The organism is Nocardia uniformis NBRC 13702 (genome assembly GCF_001613345.1).
GTDB lineage: Bacteria > Actinomycetota > Actinomycetes > Mycobacteriales > Mycobacteriaceae > Nocardia > Nocardia uniformis.
Map to the genome: position 1 here is coordinate 132,619 of NZ_BDCE01000044.1, position 16,380 is coordinate 148,998.

Here is a 16,380-nt window from a genome sequence, read left to right on the forward strand (position 1 = left end):
GTCTGGCGCTATGGCGCATGTGGCAGGTGGGCTCAGCCCCAGGGGCAGTGGACTCCGCCGCCGGATAGCGAGCGCAGGAAGCACAGCAGATATGCCGGATCGAGCAAGCCGGAACCGTACGGATCGAGCACTTCGACCGCCCGCGCGCCCGGCACCCCCTCCGGCCCGCTCGCGGCCGCAACACCGGGGGCAGCACCCAGAGCGGCCACGGCGGCAATCGCTACAACGGCAACAGCATTCGACACTCTACGACTCATCAGCAATCTCCTGGTTTACGCGATGTAGCACCCAATCCTTACACCTCGCCCCTAACCTTTTCATCCCCTCAATTCCTGGGTCTGTACCGCTGAACGTCACGGAGCAGAGAAGGGCCCGTCCGAAATCGCTGTGACGTCGGCGCTGGCGGTGCTCGCGCTCGCGTGCGTCACCGCGCAACCCGCTCATGTCGGCTGAACCGCTGCGCACGCACGATCTCCGACGTACAGCCCAACACTGTCCGGGGCATGAGCCGAGCTACTGGCTGCAACTGCGCCGCAGTGGCTCCGAGGTGAGCACTGCGGCTTCGGGGGGCGAGCCGTGCCTATCCGGGAAAGGGACGCAACGGTCGGGCGGGTGTCACATGGTGGCAGTGCACGATGATGTCGAATAATTCTCGGGCGGATCCGCCGGTCATGTAGTGGCCGTCGTCGGTGTCGTAGTTGCGGCCGATCATTCTGAATTCGGCTGTGCGGGAAAGCCAGTCGGTCACCGCCGCAGGTTGGTCGGCCGACAGGTCCAGCAGATAGTAGTTGTGGCCGACCGAGCCCAGCATCGCCTCGAACAATCGTGGTGAGGCCTCCGGTACGTGCACGCGATTTCGGCCTTCGAAGGTGGCCAGGTCGCCCTCGTGGAAGGTGAGCCCGACCGACCTGTAGCCCGGTCCGAGACGGTCACGCAGGTAGCTGCCCGCGCTAGGGGACACGTCGGCCGGGTTCGGCGGAAAACCCCGGTGGCGGGCATTGGCGGTGTGGGAGCTGGACGACCAGAACAGCACCTTCCGACCGCTGTGGCGGTACCACCATTCGACGTTCTCGGCGAACGCTGCTTCGTAGTAGGCCATGTTCAAAGGGTCGTCGGGTGTGCTGTCGTGATCGTGCAGTTCGTGGAACTGCACGATCACCCGCGCGGCCTGCAGCGCCCACCCGGACTCACCATGGTCGGCTGCGACATTCGCGACCAGCCGGTAGGCGTCGCGTACCCGCTCGACCCTGCCCGAACGATCGGGTAGACCGCGGAAATGGTCGACATGGGCGTCGATATCCCCGCTGGGCAACGCATCGGCGTACAGCTCCGCCAGGTCGGCCACCCGGTCGGCAGCGACCTCCCGCATGTACTCCACCACGGTGTCGTAGGCACGGTGGTCGACCGCGTGCGGGCTCACTCCCACCACCCGCACCGGGTCCGCGGGATGGTCCTGATTGAAGTCACGTACCCACCGAATCAGGGCGAGCACCTCCTCGGTAGCGGCGAAAGCCTCGGCCTCACCGAGAATTTCGCGTGGATCTCCGATACCGGTGCGCACGAACGCGTCCAAACGCAGACCCAGCGTCCAGTCCTGATCCAAGGCGATGACCCGGAACCCGGCCTCGCCGACCAGCAGGCGGGCGATGCGGTCCTGTAGCGCGAACACCTCGTGCGCGCCGCGCGTGCCGCCCCCATAGCCCACCACCGGCGCATCGGCCACCATCTCCACCAGTGGCCGTAGATCATCGCGCGGTGCCGACGGCCGCACCGTCACCAACGGCCGCGCCGCCCGGCCAATCCACTGCCGGACGGTCAACTCTTCCAGCGACGGCGTCACGCGGTCGCCTTGCCCTTCGGCATTCGAGAACTCCATGACAACACTCTGAAACCCAAACCGCACTTCAGGTCAATAGGCACTATCCGTGCAGCAGTCCCCTCCACAGTCGACGCTGCGGCTGCACGCATCCCCCAGCTCACTCCAAACCGAGCTATACCCATCCGAAAAGCCGCGACCCACGGTATCGGATTCGTCGCCTATTCCCCGCTGGCGCGCGGATTCCTCACCGGCACAGCGAAACCGGCCCGCGACTACGATCGCACCGACTTCCGCACCCTCATGCCCTGGTGGCACGCCGACAACTATGACGCCAACGCGCACATCATCGGTCAGCTCACCGAACTCGCTACCGCCGAAGGCGTCACCGTCTCACAGCTGGCGTTGGCCTGGACTCTCGCGCAACGCGACTACATCGTCCCGATTCCGGGCTCCCGCAACCCCGACCGCGTCGCTCAAAACGTCGCAGCCAGCGATATTGCGCTTACCGCTGAGGATCTCGCGCGTATTGCCGCCATAGCTCCCGTCGGTGGACACGGTGGCCGGGGTACGCCGTCGCCATGGCTGTAGCGGGATGGCTGCCCTGGGCAAGACGCGCACTGCACTGCTGCTGATCGAGAAGGTGGCATGCGGTGGCTCGATCGCGCCTCGGAGTCATATTGCGGCCGAACGAACCGAGGTTGAGGCAGCCGGGCTTGGGCTCAGCTTGCTGCCGCTAGCACCCTCCACACCTTTCTGGAGCGTGAGCGGGCCTGCGGAGCCGCGGATTCGATTCGTCGGCGCGCTTCGTGAGCACTGATCCGCAGCAAATCAGTCAGTAGCTCCACGGTGTCCTGATAGCCGGTGTCTGCGGCGAGGCCACGACGCTCGGCTTCGGAGACGGCCGCGCGCATGACGGCATCCAGTCGCCTCCGGCGGCGTTCGGTTTCGACGAGGGTGCGCAGCAAGTCGACATCGGTCAGGTCCGGCCATCCTGGCGCTGGAGCACCCGGCGCCAGCGCGTTCGAATGTATGTTCACGCGAGGCAGCTTACCTCGACATAGAACATATGTTCGACAATTCGCTTACTTGGCCTGAGTGTGCCGACGTCGCTGTCGGTGTGCTGTTCGGTGGCTTGCCGACGCGACGCATGCGTGATGGCAGCCATCGGAATCCGAACCGTAGAGCCGCGTCAGACGAGCCGCACGGCCGCGGTGCTGCCGGAAGCCGTACTCGACTGCCGAAGGCTCGGAGGCCCCTGGCTGGTGGTGGCGGTGAAGTCGGCCAGTCGATCGGTCGGGGCCGGTGGGGGTGAGGCGCAGTAGGTGTTCGCCATCGGTCGGCAGTGAGACGACTGAGCCCCACCCGGATCTCCGGGTGGGGCTGGATCGAGGTTGCGCGGTGAGCTACTTGAACAGCCCGACTTTCAGATCGCTTTCGGTTGATGCTTCCGCACCGCGCTTGTTGACCGACGTATCGGCGCCAACGTTGGTGTTGACATCGACACCGGGTACGGAGACAGTCACGCTCGCGTCGCCGCCGAGATTCAGTCCTCCTCCGGCCATGGCGGGAGCGGCGCCCGCGATGGACAGGGTGGCTACAGCCGCGCTCGCGACGGCGGTCTTCAGCAGAGTTGTGCGTTTCATGATTGGTCCTCCTAGTGGGGGTCCCGGTTCCGATCCGGGTAGATCCAATTGCGATGCAAGAGGTGCGCACTTCCTACTTCCCCGATAATCGGGGGCGCGGCGCGAGCCATTACAGAATGGTTGGAATTATTTCTGCGATATGCGCAATCCATCGCATCTATTTAATCAAGTGACCATTTGAATGGACGATTCAATTCTCGTGGGAGCGCGGGCGGAACCGAGGTTCGGCCAGTTCATTTGCCATTGGGACTGGGCACGAATCGCCATGCCGAACAGCCGAGCTGGAATATCGGGCCGTGGCGTCGGGCCGTTGGTTACCGGCAACCGTTGCCGCGCTGGGCAAATCCCGGAACCACCGAACACGAACTCTGACTAGTGAGTTTGTTGACGACGGTGGTCTGCCGTGACCACCGGGCAAATCGGGTTGAGTGGTACCGGTGTGCCGGTGACCCACTGGTTTCGCGGGACGGTGAACCTGCATGATGGGCGCATGCTCCCCACTGACCAGCTGGTCCAGGCGGACCGTCGCCCAGCCGTGATCGACACGCCCCTCGGTGCTGTGCAGTTCTGCGTCGCACTCGGATCGGATGCGCTACCGGCCGCACCGGATGCCTTGTGGCGCTTGCCGAATGGGTCGCATCTGCATCGGTGGCGGCAGGGGAGTGCGACGGTGGACCTGCTGATCGGAAGTATTGACGTTCCGGCGTGGGATGGCGGGGCGCCGGTGCCGGTGTGGGCTGGAATCTGGCAGGTGCAGGCGGGTGACGGGGTGCCCGGGCTGGTGGTGTCGGCGGAACTGACCGATTTGCCCGCTGACGCGTTCGGTGGTGCGGACCCCGGGGAATGCCTGGCGGCGGTGAGTGTCGAGAACGAGCACTTCATGGTGTCGATCGGTGGCCCGGATTCCGAGCTGCTCGCCATGCAGGCCGCGGACGGCCGCCTGATGCCCGCCGACTGGGCGGACGTGCTGCCGCCCGACGGGGACGACACCGCCACCGAATACGGTGTGCGATATACGGATCCGGCTCGAGTCGCGTGGCATCTGCCGGGTCTGGTCGCCGCGGAGGTCGCTCGGCTGTGCATCGCGGTCGCCTGGTGCCCCCGCGATGATGATCGGCCCGCCGCCTGGTTCGCGGTCGATATCCCCCTCGACACCGCGTACCTCCAGCTCATTGCGGACCCGAGCTGATCGGCCACGGGCCAACTGGCCGCGAGGCGCGTTGTTCGCGGGGTCGGCACTGTGCGAGTGGGCCTAATCGTGCACTCGCCAGCTGTTCACGTCGATTTCGGACCGATTCGAGTGAATAATGCACGATTAGGCCGGATCACACGCTCGAGTCGACGAAGCACCTTCAGTTGTGTTGCGGCTCAACGCTCCCAGATGCCGCTGGTTAGGAAGTCGTTCCACGCTTTGCCGCTGAAGAACAACTCGGGTCCACCGGGGTTCTTCGAGTCGCGTACACCGACTGCATCGTCAGCGTGGTACACCTCGACGCAGTCCTTCCCGGCATCAGATCTACTTGACTTATACCACTTGCCCTTCACCGGCTTGTTCACGCCGAGTACTCCTTCGCAGCTCGCAACACCAGATCTCTGGTGTCCTCTTCCGACAAAGCTACAGCCCGCAGGCCGTCGATCGCCTGCTCGTACTGGCTCACTTCGTCACCATGCTCGTGGAATACCGATCCGACGGCGCCCTCGGCGTAAACCAGAGGTGGCAAGACCATGCCACTCGCGCCCTTCGGTAGCCGCAGCAAAGTGAAGACCTGAATCGTCAACCCCTTGTGTGGACCCACCGAGAACGGGATGACTCGGATGCTGACGTTCTCGCGCTCTCCAATTTCCGTCAGATGCCGAAGTTGTTCCAGCATCGTTTCCGGGTCACAAGGGTGGTTCCGCAGTACGGCTTCGGATATGAAAGCTTCCAGGCGGAAGCCAGTTTCGCTCAATCTTGTCTGTCGGCGCTCGGTCAGCTCGAGCAATCGTTCGGTGTCGACTGCAGAGAGGTCGGGGTGGTCGATCCGAATGATCGCGCGGCGGTATTCGGGCGTCTGTAGCAGGCCCGGAACGATCACCGGTTGAAATGCAGTCACTGCCTCGGCCGCACCTTCCAGCCGGAGGAACTTCTCGAAGTTCGGGGCGACTTGATCGCTGTATGCCTTCCAGAACCCTTTTGAATTCCCTTGCGCCCTAGCAGCTTTGTCCTGCTCGCGGATCTCCTCCCACAGCCTCAATGCCTCGGAGCGTTGTTCGGGAGTGGCCTCGTAGTAGTCCAGCAGGCCATTGATGTGCAGCCTGCCGAGCTTGGTGGGACCGCCTCTTTCCAGCCGATCCAGCACCTGTCGAGTGGAGTCGATGCGTAGCGCTGCCGAAATCATCGACGTCTTGGGCGCGCTCATTCGAAGTCCCTGCATGAAGTTGCCGAAATCCAAACGAGAGACAGTCAATCCGACCATTTCGTTAGCCTCGCTATCTGGGGAATGCCCGTGGCGGACGTGTCCGCGTGGGACATCCATCATATTTCACAGACAGTCCGCCGTGGTCGTTATGCCGTCGACGATTTGGGTGTCTACTTGATGGATAGCGCCCGCGACGACATTTCCGAAGTCGGCGCATCAGTCTCGGAAATGGCAGACTTAACAAGGGGATTCCCATGTTTGCAGCTATCCAGTTGTTGTTGGTCACGCTCGTCGTTCTGTCCGTTGTCGCCGGAGCCGTGTGGGGAATCTCCAGCGACAGTTCAGAACGTCCGCCCGCGGCGAGTGAGTTGATCCTCGTTGTGGGCGGGACTCGGCTCACATTTCGTGTCGTCCCCCTCGACAACTGCCATCGCGTCCATGGGCGTCATCGTGCGGGGTGATGACATGTACTCGCGCATATCGCATTACGTGATTCCTGGACCGTTGCGGCTGACCTCTTTCGAGGGGAAGGCGCTGCTGTACCGGCATCGCAATTGCATCGCGGGCGATGGCGGTACATCCCAATGCTGCGGTGCGCGAAAGCAATTGGTGCAGATCCACAAGGGCAGCGGGTGGCTGTGGCCCATTCCTGCCGCTGACCGTCATTCTCCCGATCCTCTTCCCAGGAGTCAGTAATGAGCGGCCCATTCGAGTATGTTCCGCCCGTTGATACACCGCGGGTCAGTCACACCAAACCCGTCTCGCGTCTGGGATTCAGCGATAGCGAGATCGCCGCCGCGCTCGCACTCCATGACGAGCAGCGATGCGGGGAGGGCAGCGGCTGCGAGATGCGGCCCTTCATGCTCGAACTGCGACGTAGACGCGCTCGGCGAACCGCAGGCGCTGAGGTGCGCGATATCGCGGGTCCAGCAGCTCCATAGAAAAAGGTCAGGCCCGGCATATTGCCGGGCCTGACCTGCGGGCTTACCCGTTCAGTCGGCGATATACGACACCGACACCGTGTCGGTGTCGTCGTACGACGTGGTGCTGACGGCGGACTGTCCGATGCTCGCGAGAATGCCGAGAACGAGGATGACGATGAGCAGGGTGCGTCCCCCGCTCGACACCCACAGCGGGCGGGTGGGGGATTGGGCGGGCTGCGCGGGGGTGAATCCGGGCTGGACCACCGGTGTGCGGTCGCCGAAGATGCCCTTCAGGTAGGTGGGGGTGATGAGATAGGTGTATGCGCTCGTGCGCAATTGGATGCGCAGCACCGCGGCGGTGGCTTCGAAGACCGGCTGGGGCATGCGGCCGGAAATCAGGACGATGAGCCACACGATAATGGCGATCACGGTCCAGCCGCTGGTGAAGAAGCTGGCCAGCACCAGAATCGGGAAGGCCAGGATCAAACGGAAGAACACCGCCACCCGGTTCAACGGTGTCGGCGGGTGGAACAGCACGCGGACCGGGTAGTCCTGCGGGTTCCAGGCGAACGGCGGGTAGGTGTCCACGAGCAGCATGCCGTACGCGTACACGCGGGTGGAGTACGCGGTGTAGCCGCGTAGGAAATCGCTACACCAGTCGGGTAGCCGCCCGAGGAACAACGCCCCGAACCAGCCGCAGATGACCACGACCACCGCGGCGATTCCCAGCGCCCAGATCACGATCGCCTGGGGGATGATCAGGATCAGTCGCAGTAGTACCGTCCATCGGGAATGTTGCTGTGGTGGAAAGACATCCAGTTCTACCGACGGCTCCTGGGCGACTACTTCGCTTCCGGAAGCGGGGTAACTCTCGGGTCCAGTCATGCCGGGACCTCCCGGGTCGATTGAATCGCGGAATTATCGAATGAGGTGAATGTAACCCAGCACCATCCGGCTGGGCCATGAGCGCGCCGTCACGGCGGAAAGTCCTCGCACATCTCATGGTCGACCGCCCGACTTCGTGCCGCGGAAACACGGATGCGGAGGTGGTCAGACGGCTGTGCCCGGTGGCGAATTCTCGGCCGCCGCTACTCGGTCGACATTGCGATCGACGGGGTCGGAACCGCCCACGCCGGAGGTGAATTCACGGAACCGCAGGAACCCGCCGGCATTGCGGGCCAGCGGGGGAGTATGGATTTCGGCGGAGGTGTGAATCCCGTCCAGCAGCTCGCGCAGCGCGTCCATGGAGCTGTAGCGCGGCTTCCAGCCGAGTTCGGTACGCGCGCGGGCGGTGTCCATGACCGGCAGCCGGAGGAACGCGTCGAAGAGTTGCGGTGCGACCGGTACCAGGCGTAGATGCCATGCCGCGGCCAATGTCGCGCGCAGCAGCCGGGTCGGCACTCGAATCGGCCGGGCATCCAGTAACTGACTCAACAGTCGCGAATCGATGACCGGATCCGCCGCGATATTGAACGGCCCGCTCGCATCCCCGGTGACCGCGAGCCGGTACGCCTCGGCGACATCCTCGGCGTGGACCGCCTGGAACAGCAGCTCCGGCAGTTCGGGCACGAACGGGAGCAAACCTGGACGGATCAGCCGATTCGGCAAGAGCGGACCGGCGAACAGGCGTCGCTGCGCACTGGCCGCGCCGCGCTGGAAGATGAACCCCGGACGCAGCCGCACCACCCGGCAGGTCGGATGTGTCCGCGTGAAATTGTCCAGCATTCGCTCGACATAGGCCTTCTCGCGCGTGTAGCCCGCGGTCGGCCAGCCATTCGTCGGCCACGCTTCGGTGACCGGATGGTCCTCGCGGCGGGGCGAATACGCGCCGACCGACGACGCGTAGATCAATGCCGGAACCTCCGCGGCGGCAACCGCGTCGAGTACCCGGGAGCTGCCGATCACGTTCGTTCGCCAGGTTTCCAGCGGCTGCCGCATCGGCTGGATCTGCCAGGCCAGATGCACGACCGCCGCGGCGCCGCGGAAGAGGGTCTCCAGATCTGCGACGCGGATATCGGCGCCGATCCACTCCGTCTTCTCCATCCGCCTCGACGGCATTCGGCGCGCCAGGCCGACAATCGAGGTCACCGCCGGATCCGCTGCCAGTGCGTCGACCACGGCGGTTCCGACGTTTCCGGTGGCGCCCACTACGACCACGCGCATGGTGCAACTCCTCACGACAGTCGCGGAACTCGGCTCCGCGACCAGATGTCATTCCGGTGGAGACGGTTCGCGAATCTCCTGGGGCACAGAACCTCCCGCGATATCGGCGGCGATCCCGAGTTCTTCCTCGTAGCTCTCGGTGCCGAGATCCGCAGCGCCGTGTCGAACGCCCAGACTGTCGGGTTCGACCGCATCCGGGTCGCGGGGCGGGATATCGACGGTGAAGTCGGGTTGCTCCTCGTCGAGTCGCTCCGCCAACGGCTGCGGATGGGCTTGCTCCCACGGCGTCATGCCGTACTTGGTCGCGCCCGACCAGTGTTCGGGCGGATCCATGCCACGTTCGTGCGGATCCTGCCGCAATCGATCCTCGTCGAGGTCTTCGGCGCTGCTGAGGGCACCCGGATCGGTTTCCACCGAATCCGGTTCGCCGGTGTCCTGCGGGGGATCGTAGGTGTTGTTCGGTTCACTCATCGTGTCCTCCTTCACCTTCCCTGCGACTTCCCTAGGTGACGACCGCCAAACGCGCGCGGGTCCACGACTGAACTCGCCTCGGCGGCGCGTCGTCCGGTCGCACGTACGATGTTCGAGTTTTGATCATGTGCGGCGCGTACCCGCTCAGGCAGTCGAAAAACACGGGCCTCCAGCCCGCGAATTCAGAACTCCAGCTCGGACCATGAGATGTCGATCGGGAACGGGAAGCCGATCTCGATGCCGCCGCGATCGTCGGCAGTCCATTCACCTACGAGGAGGTAGTTGGCCGGACGCAGCGGATGGACGCCTGCGGGCAGTCGGCCGGGCTCGGTCTCGAGCGCGTACGCGCGAACGGTGTCGATGGCGCTCGCTTCACGAGCCAGTGTGATCTCCCAGTACCAGGGAATGCCGCCGCTCGAGTAGCGGGCTTTCTTGGCCTCGACGTCAGTGTGAGTATTCGACGGCGACAGCACCTCACCCACCAGGACGACATCGTCGGCACGAACATCTTGATACGGAGTCTTCAGACAGCGGTAGACCAGAAAGTCGGGAGTTGCGAAGTCGGACTTGCCGGTGTGCCCGAAGAAGACGTTCGTCTCCAGATCGGCACGCCAGTAGTGCTCTGGTCGGTCCGTCGTGGCTTGTCGTGCGCAGCGTTTCAAAGCGGCTGTCACATTGAACATGAATGCCTGATGTTCGGCAGGACCCCGCCGGACCCACACCACGCGTCCGTCCCACAGTTCGATCTGCGCGGCCACCTCCTCGGGCAGCCGCGCCAAATCCTCCCAGGACATGAATTCGGGGAGTTCAGGTCGTTCGACATACGGAACAGACACACCGCCATCCTAGTGGGACGCAGTGCAGCCACAGCTAGAGCCGGGCTGACCGCCGCCGAATTCCGAACGATGAGGTAGGCCGACCGCCCCCGGATGTGATCTTGATACAGTCCCCGGGCCGTGGTGTTCGGGAAACCGGTGTGGAACCGGTGCGGCCCTCGCCACTGTGATCGGGAGTGGCAGATCGAACCGGACGAGCAATCGTCCGGAGCCACTGGAGCACCCGTGCTCCGGGAAGGTAGATCTGCCGCGCAGTATCCCGTCAGCCAGGAGACCGGCCACGGCTACGCAGTATCCATTCCACGAGGACCTGGAAGGCCGGTTACCTTGACCCCCTCTGTTTTCGCGCGCCTACGCACCGGCGCGCTGATCGCGTGTGCGATCGCTCTGACCGGTTGTGGTGCGCAACCCGGCCCGGAAGCCACCGGCGCGAACGCCGTGACCCGCGCCAACTGCGGAATCGACATCGCCGTCGGCGGACCGCCGCAGCGGATCTACGCGGCATATCAGCCCTCGATCGAGATCGCGCACGCGCTCGGCGTCACCGATCGGCTCGTCGGGACGGCGTTCCTGGATTCCGCGGTCCTGCCCGAGTATCAGGCCGCGCAAGCGAAGTCGCCCTACGTCGAGAAGCTGCCGAGCCGCGACGAACTGCTCACCCACCAGCCCGACTTCGTGCTGTCCGGATTCAACGGGGTGTTCGCCAAATCGTCGCAGAACAGCGTGGGTACCCGCGCCAGCCTGCACGAGCTGGGGGTGCGGACCTGGGTGGTGAGCCCGCTGTGCCCGAGCGCGGACGGACTCGCGGACGAAGCCATCGACCCGGCGACCGTGCGATTCGACAATGTGTACGCGGACCTGCGCGATCTCGGCGCGCTCTGGGGTGTGGCCGATCGCGCCGAAGAGGTGGTCACCCAACTGAATTCGCGGATCGAGGCCGTACGCGCGACGGTGGGTAGCGCGGCCCGGCCCCGGGTCGCGGTCGTCACGCCCAAGGACGATGGCTCCTACACCGTCGCGGGCGGAATCGACTTCGTCACCCAGATCATCGACGCCGCGGGCGGTATCAACGCCTTCGCCGATCTCACCGAGCGCCGCAATGTTGTGATCGGCGCCGAAGAGCTCATCGCACGCGACCCCGACATTATTCTGACCAGCCTGTGCTGTCGGGCGACCTACACCCGCGCCGACGGTCAGCCGCAGGTCGACCGGATCGTCGGCAACCCGGCCTTCGCCAATCTGGTCGCGGTCCGCACCGGCGCGGTACACCCGTTCCTCTTCGCCGATCGGGCCGCCGGGGTCCGGATCGCGCACGCGACCGAACTGGTCGCCCAACTGATCCATCCCGATCTGTTCGCGCGGTGAATCGCACCGCTCGCGGTACCGGCCTGATCCTGGCCGGTGCCGCGCTCGTCGCTGCCTGCGTGGCGTCCATCCTGATCGGCTCACATCCACTCACCCTCGACCAGGCGGTCGCGGCGTTCACCGACTTCCGAGGTACCGATACCGACCGGATCGTGCGCTACATCAGGCTGCCGAGAACCGTCGCCGGTCTGCTTGCGGGTCTCGCGCTCGCGCTGGCCGGAGCGGTGATGCAGGGGCTGACCCGCAATCCCCTCGCCGGACCCGGACTGCTCGGGATCAATTCCGGTGCCTCACTGGCGATTGTGGTCGCCATGGGCGGCCTGGGCCTGACCTCGCCGACCGGATTCATCTGGTTCGCCTTTCTCGGTGCGGCCGTCGCCGCCGGATTCGTCTACGTGCTGGGATCTTTGGGATTCGGCGGCGCGACACCGGTGAAACTGGCCCTCGCCGGTGCGGCGTTCACCGCGCTGTGCGGTTCGATCACCACCGCGATCACCCTGCTGGATCGGACCACCTTCGATAATTTCCGATTCTGGGTGGTCGGGTCGCTGACCCGCGCGAATGTCGAATCTCTCTGGGGGATAGCGCCGTTCATCGTGGTCGGGGGAGTGCTGACGCTCGTGGTGTCGCGGTCGCTGAACGCCATTGCCATCGGTGACGATCTGGCGCGGACACTCGGCACCCGGCTCATCGCGGTCCGCGCCGGTGGTGCGTTGAGCGTCGTGCTGCTGGCGGGATCGGCGGTGGCGATCGCCGGGCCGATCGCCTTTATCGGCCTGGTCATCCCGCATATCGCCAGAGCATTCGCCGGACACGACTACCGATGGGTTCTGCTGTGGTGCGCCGTGCTCGGCCCGACCCTGCTGTTGCTCGCCGACATTCTCGGACGGGTGGTCGCCCAGCCGCAGGAGATCCAGGTCGGCATTATCACCGCCTTCGCCGGATCGCCGTTCTTCCTCTACCTCGTGCGCAATCGGAAGGTGGCGACACTGTGACGCGCATCGAACGTAGCGTGCTGCCCAGCGGCACAGTACTTTTGCGGTCGCCCGGACGGCGCGTTGTCATTCGTGTCCAGCGGCGGTCGGCGCTCCTCACCCTGGCGCTCACGGCGGTTGCGCTGGCGGTCGCGGCATGGTCGCTCACCATCGGCCACTATCCGCTCACGGTCGGCGACGTACTGCGGGTGCTCGGCGGTGGCGGCACGCTCATCGAATACGGCGTCGTCGTCGACGATCGGCTACCGCGCGTACTCACCGGGCTGTGCGCCGGCGCGGCCTTCGCCCTATCCGGGGCGATACTGCAGCGGATCGCGACGAATCCGCTGGTCAGCCCCGAGATTATCGGCATCAATACCGGCGCTTCGCTCGGTGCGCTGACGGTGAGCGTGCTGCTCGGCGGCTCCGGTCTGGGAGTGGTCGCCGGTGCGCTGGCCGGGGCGTTCGTGGCCATGGCGCTGATTGTCGCGGTCGCGACCAAGGACGGTCTCGACGGCTACCGTCTCGTCCTGGTCGGCATCGGCGTCACGGCCATGCTGTCATCGGCGATCGCGTTCATCCTGACCCGGACCGATACCTACCAGGCGCATACGGCCGCCATGTGGCTCACCGGCAGTCTCGCCAACCGCGACTGGATGCACGTCTGGTTCGGTGCCGCGGCACTGGGCGTGGTCGTACCGCCGCTGATCGTGTTCGCCCGCGCACTGCCGCTACTCGAACTGGGCGACGAGCTCGCGAATTCCCTTGCCGGGCAGCGCGGTCCGCATCGCACCACACTGGTCGTGCTCGCGGCCGCCGCGGCGGCCCTGGCCACCGCCGCCGCCGGGCCCATCGCATTCGTCGCCCTGGTGGCACCGCAGATCGTGCGGCGACTGCTCGCCGAACGCGGTGCCGGACTCGCACCGGCTGCCGCCGCGGGCGCACTGCTGGTGGTGGTGTCCGACCTGGCCGCACGGCGGCTGTTCCCGGCCGAACTGCCGGTCGGGGTCGTGACCGCGATCCTCGGCGCACCCGTACTCGTCTATCTCCTCGCCCGCGCAACCCGAATCGGACACGCTGGATGACAACACATCTCACCACCACCGGACTCGGTCTCGCCTACGGCGACACCGCGATCGTCACCGACGCCACCGTCGATTTCCCCGCCGGGCAGATCACCGTCATCGTCGGCCGCAATGGCTGTGGAAAATCGACACTGCTGCGCGGTCTCGCGCGGCTGATACCGCCGACGGCGGGCGCGGTACTGCTCGACGGCACCGATATCGCGCACCAACCGGCGCGCGCGCTCGCCCGTCGGCTCGGCATGCTGCCGCAGCAGCCGGTGGCGCCGGACGGGATCACCGTCGGTGAACTCGTCGGCCGCGGCCGCCATCCCCATCAGCGCTGGTTCCGCCAGTGGTCCGAGGGCGACGAGGTCGCGGTCCGAAAAGCATTGGCGGCCACCGATACCCTCGAACTCATCGACCGCACGGTGGACCAGCTCTCCGGCGGGCAGCAGCAACGGGTCTGGATCGCGCTCGCGATCGCGCAGGATCCGGAGGTGATGCTGCTCGACGAGCCGACCACCTTCCTCGACCTGGCGCACCAGCTCGATGTGCTCGATGTGCTGCGGAATCTGCTGCCGCGCACCATTATCGCGGTGCTGCACGATCTGAATCTGGCCGCCCGTTACGCCGATCATCTCATCGCCATGAAGGACGGCCGGGTGGTCGCGCAGGGCTCACCCGGCCAGATCGTGTGCCCCGATCTGGTATCCGAGGTCTTCGACCTGGACTGCACGGTGATCGACGACCCGAATACCGGTACACCGCTGGTGATTCCGGCCGGACGAACGGTGCGTGCCTCGTGACGCGCCGTTTCGTCCTCGTCGCCCGCCCCACCCCGTCCGGTGTCGATCTCGCCGCTGTCGAAGGTCTGGCGCGGGCCTGTGCGATCGGTTACGCGCTGCTCGACCAGGGGGAGCCGACCATCCACACCGCCCTCGACGATGCCGCACTACTCGACCAGCCGGTCACCCTGATTCCCCTGGCGGTGCCGCGCGACCGATATCTGGAAACCTGGATAGCCCGGGCGGTGGCGAACTGGAAGGAGACCCGCGCCCGCGAACTCGACGTGCGCATCACCGAAAGTATCGACACCGCAACCGGATTCGTCGATGTGGTGCGTTCCAGAATGGGTGACGCGGGCTCCGCCGTCACCGCCAGCCCGCGCGCTTTCCGCAGCCCCGCCTGGTCGCAGATCCCCGAACACAGCGAACACATCCTGGTCTGCCGTGGCCCCCGCTGCACCGTCTACGGGGCGGGCGAACTACACCGCACCCTGCGCCGCGACCACCCTGACGCCCTGATCACCCCCACCGGCTGCCTCAATCCCTGCAACCTGGGGCCGCTCTACATCACCTATCCCGACGGCCAATGGCACTCGGGCGCGGTCGAACCCGCGATCGGCGGCGAGGGGTGTGAGCTGCCGGACCGGTGACACCCTGGCTCGCGGTGTCCGTGCACCCCCCGGTCAGTGCGCAACGGTCCGATGCCGGTGCGGCTCTACACTTTTCCGAGTCGCAGCGACAGGTAGTGGTTGAAACCGGCGCGACGGGCGAAGCGGACGGGACGCCGTCGGTATTCGGTGAAACCGAACTTGCGGTAGAGACCCAGTGCGGGTGCGTTGGTGTCCTTGATATCGCGCAGGACGAACTCGTCGTAGCCGGGAAGCGCGACAAGGTGTTCCATCAGCGCCGTTCCCACCCCGCGCCCCTGGTATGCGGGTGCGGTTGCGACAAAGGCGATCTCGGCCAGTCCGTCCCGTGCCTCGTCGGGCGCGCCGAGGAACTGTGAGCGCACCACCAGGTAGCTGATCGTTCCGTGCCGGAATCCGGGATGGCGCCGGAACTCCGAGAGCCGGGGTGCGAAGCATTCCTGATCGCCGGAGGTGACCGATGCGATGGCCGCGGGCTCGCCGTCGACCAGTGCCACGACGAACCGTTGCATGAGCAGCATGTGCTCGAACGCGGCGGTCAGCTGCTCCGGGTCGGTGGAGAAGAAGGCGAAGTCCTCGGCGAAGCCACGGACCAGCACCCCGGTGATCTGCCTGCGATAGCTCTCGCCCAGCTGGTCACCACGTTTGATCATGATCATTGTGTCCGTCCCTGTGTGAGCAGTCCGAGTACGACATCGACGTCCGGGGCGGTGAACTCGGTACCGAGACCGACCCGGATCGAGGTGAGGCCGCTGAGCATCGCGAAGTAGCAGGTGGTGAGTTGCGTCGGATCACCGTCACCGAATTCGCCGATCGCTTGGCCGCGTCGGATCACCTCCTCGAAGGCGCGCCACATCGTGCGGTGGGCATCGAGGACGGGGGCGGTCGCTCCGGCCGAAATACCGGCGGTCACACCCTGATTGATGACGACCACGAACTCGGCGGCGCCATCGTCGGCGGTGAGATCGGACAGATAGTGCGCGGTGAATCCCCGGAGCACCTCGATCGGAGAGCCCGGGGCGGACAGTTTCTCGGCCAGGGCGACGAGGCCGGTCGCCGCCTGATCGAGCAGATCGGCGTACAGGGCGTCCTTGGTCGGATAGTGACGGTAGATCGTGCCGACGCTGACGTCGGCCTCGACCGCGATGTCTCGGATGGTCGATGCGGCATACCCGCGGCGGGCGAAGACGCGCACGGCCGCGGTCTGCACCGCGCTCCGTGTGGCCGCTGCCATGGCGGCGTTCTGCTCGGCGGTGCGTGCCACGCATTCTCCAATCTATGTAATGAACTA

Annotated in this window: 20 protein-coding genes and 1 riboswitch; of the genes, 7 read left to right on the forward strand and 13 right to left on the reverse strand. The window is 65.5% G+C overall.

What is annotated here, in order from left to right; genetic code table 11:
* Nucleotides 1-32: 32 nt before the first annotated feature.
* Together NU1_RS41370 and NU1_RS43215 are read right to left on the reverse strand one after the other, a co-directional pair.
* Entirely contained in the window at nt 33-257 is a 225-nt protein-coding gene (locus NU1_RS41370) for a hypothetical protein (protein WP_157552194.1), read from the reverse strand.
* 323 nt (nt 258-580) lie between these two features.
* A complete protein-coding gene (locus NU1_RS43215; protein WP_067521132.1) occupies nt 581-1,876 on the reverse strand; it encodes an erythromycin esterase family protein in 1,296 nt (431 codons plus the stop codon).
* Between NU1_RS43215 and NU1_RS42735 the strand changes: the two genes are divergently transcribed.
* Nucleotides 1,850-2,407 (forward strand): aldo/keto reductase, encoded by a 558-nt coding sequence (locus NU1_RS42735; protein ID WP_245720105.1) that lies wholly within the window; start codon nt 1,850-1,852, stop codon nt 2,405-2,407. The genes NU1_RS43215 and NU1_RS42735 overlap by 27 nt on opposite strands.
* A gap of 131 nt (nt 2,408-2,538) precedes the next feature.
* On the opposite strand, the gene NU1_RS13530 is transcribed toward NU1_RS42735, so the two are convergent.
* From NU1_RS13530 to NU1_RS13535, 3 genes are all read right to left on the reverse strand, one after another.
* Nucleotides 2,539-2,856: a 13E12 repeat family protein gene (locus NU1_RS13530; protein WP_245720106.1), complete on the reverse strand. Its 318-nt coding sequence runs from the start codon at nt 2,854-2,856 to the stop codon at nt 2,539-2,541.
* 152 nt (nt 2,857-3,008) lie between these two features.
* A complete protein-coding gene (locus NU1_RS41375; protein ID WP_157552198.1) occupies nt 3,009-3,152 on the reverse strand; it encodes a hypothetical protein in 144 nt (47 codons plus the stop codon).
* A gap of 70 nt (nt 3,153-3,222) precedes the next feature.
* Complete coding sequence (locus NU1_RS13535; RefSeq protein ID WP_067521142.1) at nt 3,223-3,462, reverse strand: hypothetical protein; 240 nt, start codon at nt 3,460-3,462, stop codon at nt 3,223-3,225.
* Between the two features lie 403 nt (nt 3,463-3,865).
* On the opposite strand from NU1_RS13535, the gene NU1_RS13540 reads away from it, so the two are divergent.
* Entirely contained in the window at nt 3,866-4,651 is a 786-nt protein-coding gene (locus tag NU1_RS13540; protein WP_067521144.1) for a hypothetical protein, read from the forward strand.
* A gap of 179 nt (nt 4,652-4,830) precedes the next feature.
* On the opposite strand, the gene NU1_RS13545 is transcribed toward NU1_RS13540, so the two are convergent.
* From NU1_RS13545 to NU1_RS13570, 6 genes are all read right to left on the reverse strand, one after another.
* A complete protein-coding gene (locus NU1_RS13545; RefSeq protein WP_067521146.1) occupies nt 4,831-5,019 on the reverse strand; it encodes a DUF397 domain-containing protein in 189 nt (62 codons plus the stop codon).
* Nucleotides 5,016-5,918 carry a DUF5753 domain-containing protein gene (locus NU1_RS13550; protein ID WP_157552200.1) on the reverse strand — a complete coding sequence of 301 codons (903 nt, stop codon included), beginning with the start codon at nt 5,916-5,918 and terminating at the stop codon, nt 5,016-5,018. The genes NU1_RS13545 and NU1_RS13550 overlap by 4 nt, the downstream gene beginning before the upstream one ends.
* A 935-nt stretch (nt 5,919-6,853) precedes the next feature.
* On the reverse strand, nt 6,854-7,669 hold the full coding sequence (locus tag NU1_RS13555) for a DUF4389 domain-containing protein (protein WP_067521151.1): 816 nt from the start codon (nt 7,667-7,669) through the stop codon (nt 6,854-6,856).
* Nucleotides 7,670-7,834: 165 nt separating this feature from the next.
* Complete coding sequence (locus tag NU1_RS13560) at nt 7,835-8,947, reverse strand: NAD-dependent epimerase/dehydratase family protein (protein ID WP_067521154.1); 1,113 nt, start codon at nt 8,945-8,947, stop codon at nt 7,835-7,837.
* 48 nt (nt 8,948-8,995) lie between these two features.
* Nucleotides 8,996-9,418, reverse strand: a complete 423-nt coding sequence (locus tag NU1_RS13565) for a hypothetical protein (protein WP_067521157.1) — start codon at nt 9,416-9,418, stop codon at nt 8,996-8,998.
* Between the two features lie 182 nt (nt 9,419-9,600).
* A complete protein-coding gene (locus NU1_RS13570; RefSeq protein ID WP_245720107.1) occupies nt 9,601-10,254 on the reverse strand; it encodes a Uma2 family endonuclease in 654 nt (217 codons plus the stop codon).
* A gap of 104 nt (nt 10,255-10,358) precedes the next feature.
* Nucleotides 10,359-10,551, forward strand: a riboswitch (cobalamin riboswitch).
* Between the two features lie 30 nt (nt 10,552-10,581).
* On the opposite strand from NU1_RS13570, the gene NU1_RS13575 reads away from it, so the two are divergent.
* Genes NU1_RS13575 through NU1_RS13595 form a run of 5 tightly spaced genes read left to right on the forward strand, consistent with a single transcriptional unit; the run spans nt 10,582 to nt 15,092 of the window.
* Nucleotides 10,582-11,619, forward strand: a complete 1,038-nt coding sequence (locus tag NU1_RS13575) for an ABC transporter substrate-binding protein (RefSeq protein WP_067521163.1) — start codon at nt 10,582-10,584, stop codon at nt 11,617-11,619.
* Nucleotides 11,616-12,614, forward strand: coding sequence for a FecCD family ABC transporter permease (locus NU1_RS13580; RefSeq protein WP_218027831.1), 999 nt, complete (start codon nt 11,616-11,618; stop codon nt 12,612-12,614). Before NU1_RS13575 ends, NU1_RS13580 begins: the two co-directional genes overlap by 4 nt.
* On the forward strand, nt 12,611-13,678 hold the full coding sequence (locus NU1_RS13585) for a FecCD family ABC transporter permease (RefSeq protein ID WP_084521257.1): 1,068 nt from the start codon (nt 12,611-12,613) through the stop codon (nt 13,676-13,678). Before NU1_RS13580 ends, NU1_RS13585 begins: the two co-directional genes overlap by 4 nt.
* Nucleotides 13,675-14,463: an ABC transporter ATP-binding protein gene (locus NU1_RS13590; RefSeq protein ID WP_067521166.1), complete on the forward strand. Its 789-nt coding sequence runs from the start codon at nt 13,675-13,677 to the stop codon at nt 14,461-14,463. The genes NU1_RS13585 and NU1_RS13590 overlap by 4 nt, the downstream gene beginning before the upstream one ends.
* Nucleotides 14,460-15,092, forward strand: coding sequence for a (2Fe-2S) ferredoxin domain-containing protein (locus NU1_RS13595; RefSeq protein ID WP_084521258.1), 633 nt, complete (start codon nt 14,460-14,462; stop codon nt 15,090-15,092). Before NU1_RS13590 ends, NU1_RS13595 begins: the two co-directional genes overlap by 4 nt.
* 65 nt (nt 15,093-15,157) lie before the next feature.
* Here NU1_RS13595 and NU1_RS13600 read toward each other — a convergent pair whose 3' ends face one another.
* Together NU1_RS13600 and NU1_RS13605 are read right to left on the reverse strand one after the other, a co-directional pair.
* Nucleotides 15,158-15,742, reverse strand: a complete 585-nt coding sequence (locus tag NU1_RS13600; protein ID WP_212761554.1) for a GNAT family N-acetyltransferase — start codon at nt 15,740-15,742, stop codon at nt 15,158-15,160.
* Nucleotides 15,743-15,744: 2 nt separating this feature from the next.
* Nucleotides 15,745-16,353, reverse strand: coding sequence for a TetR/AcrR family transcriptional regulator (locus NU1_RS13605; protein WP_084521259.1), 609 nt, complete (start codon nt 16,351-16,353; stop codon nt 15,745-15,747).
* Nucleotides 16,354-16,380: the final 27 nt, after the last annotated feature.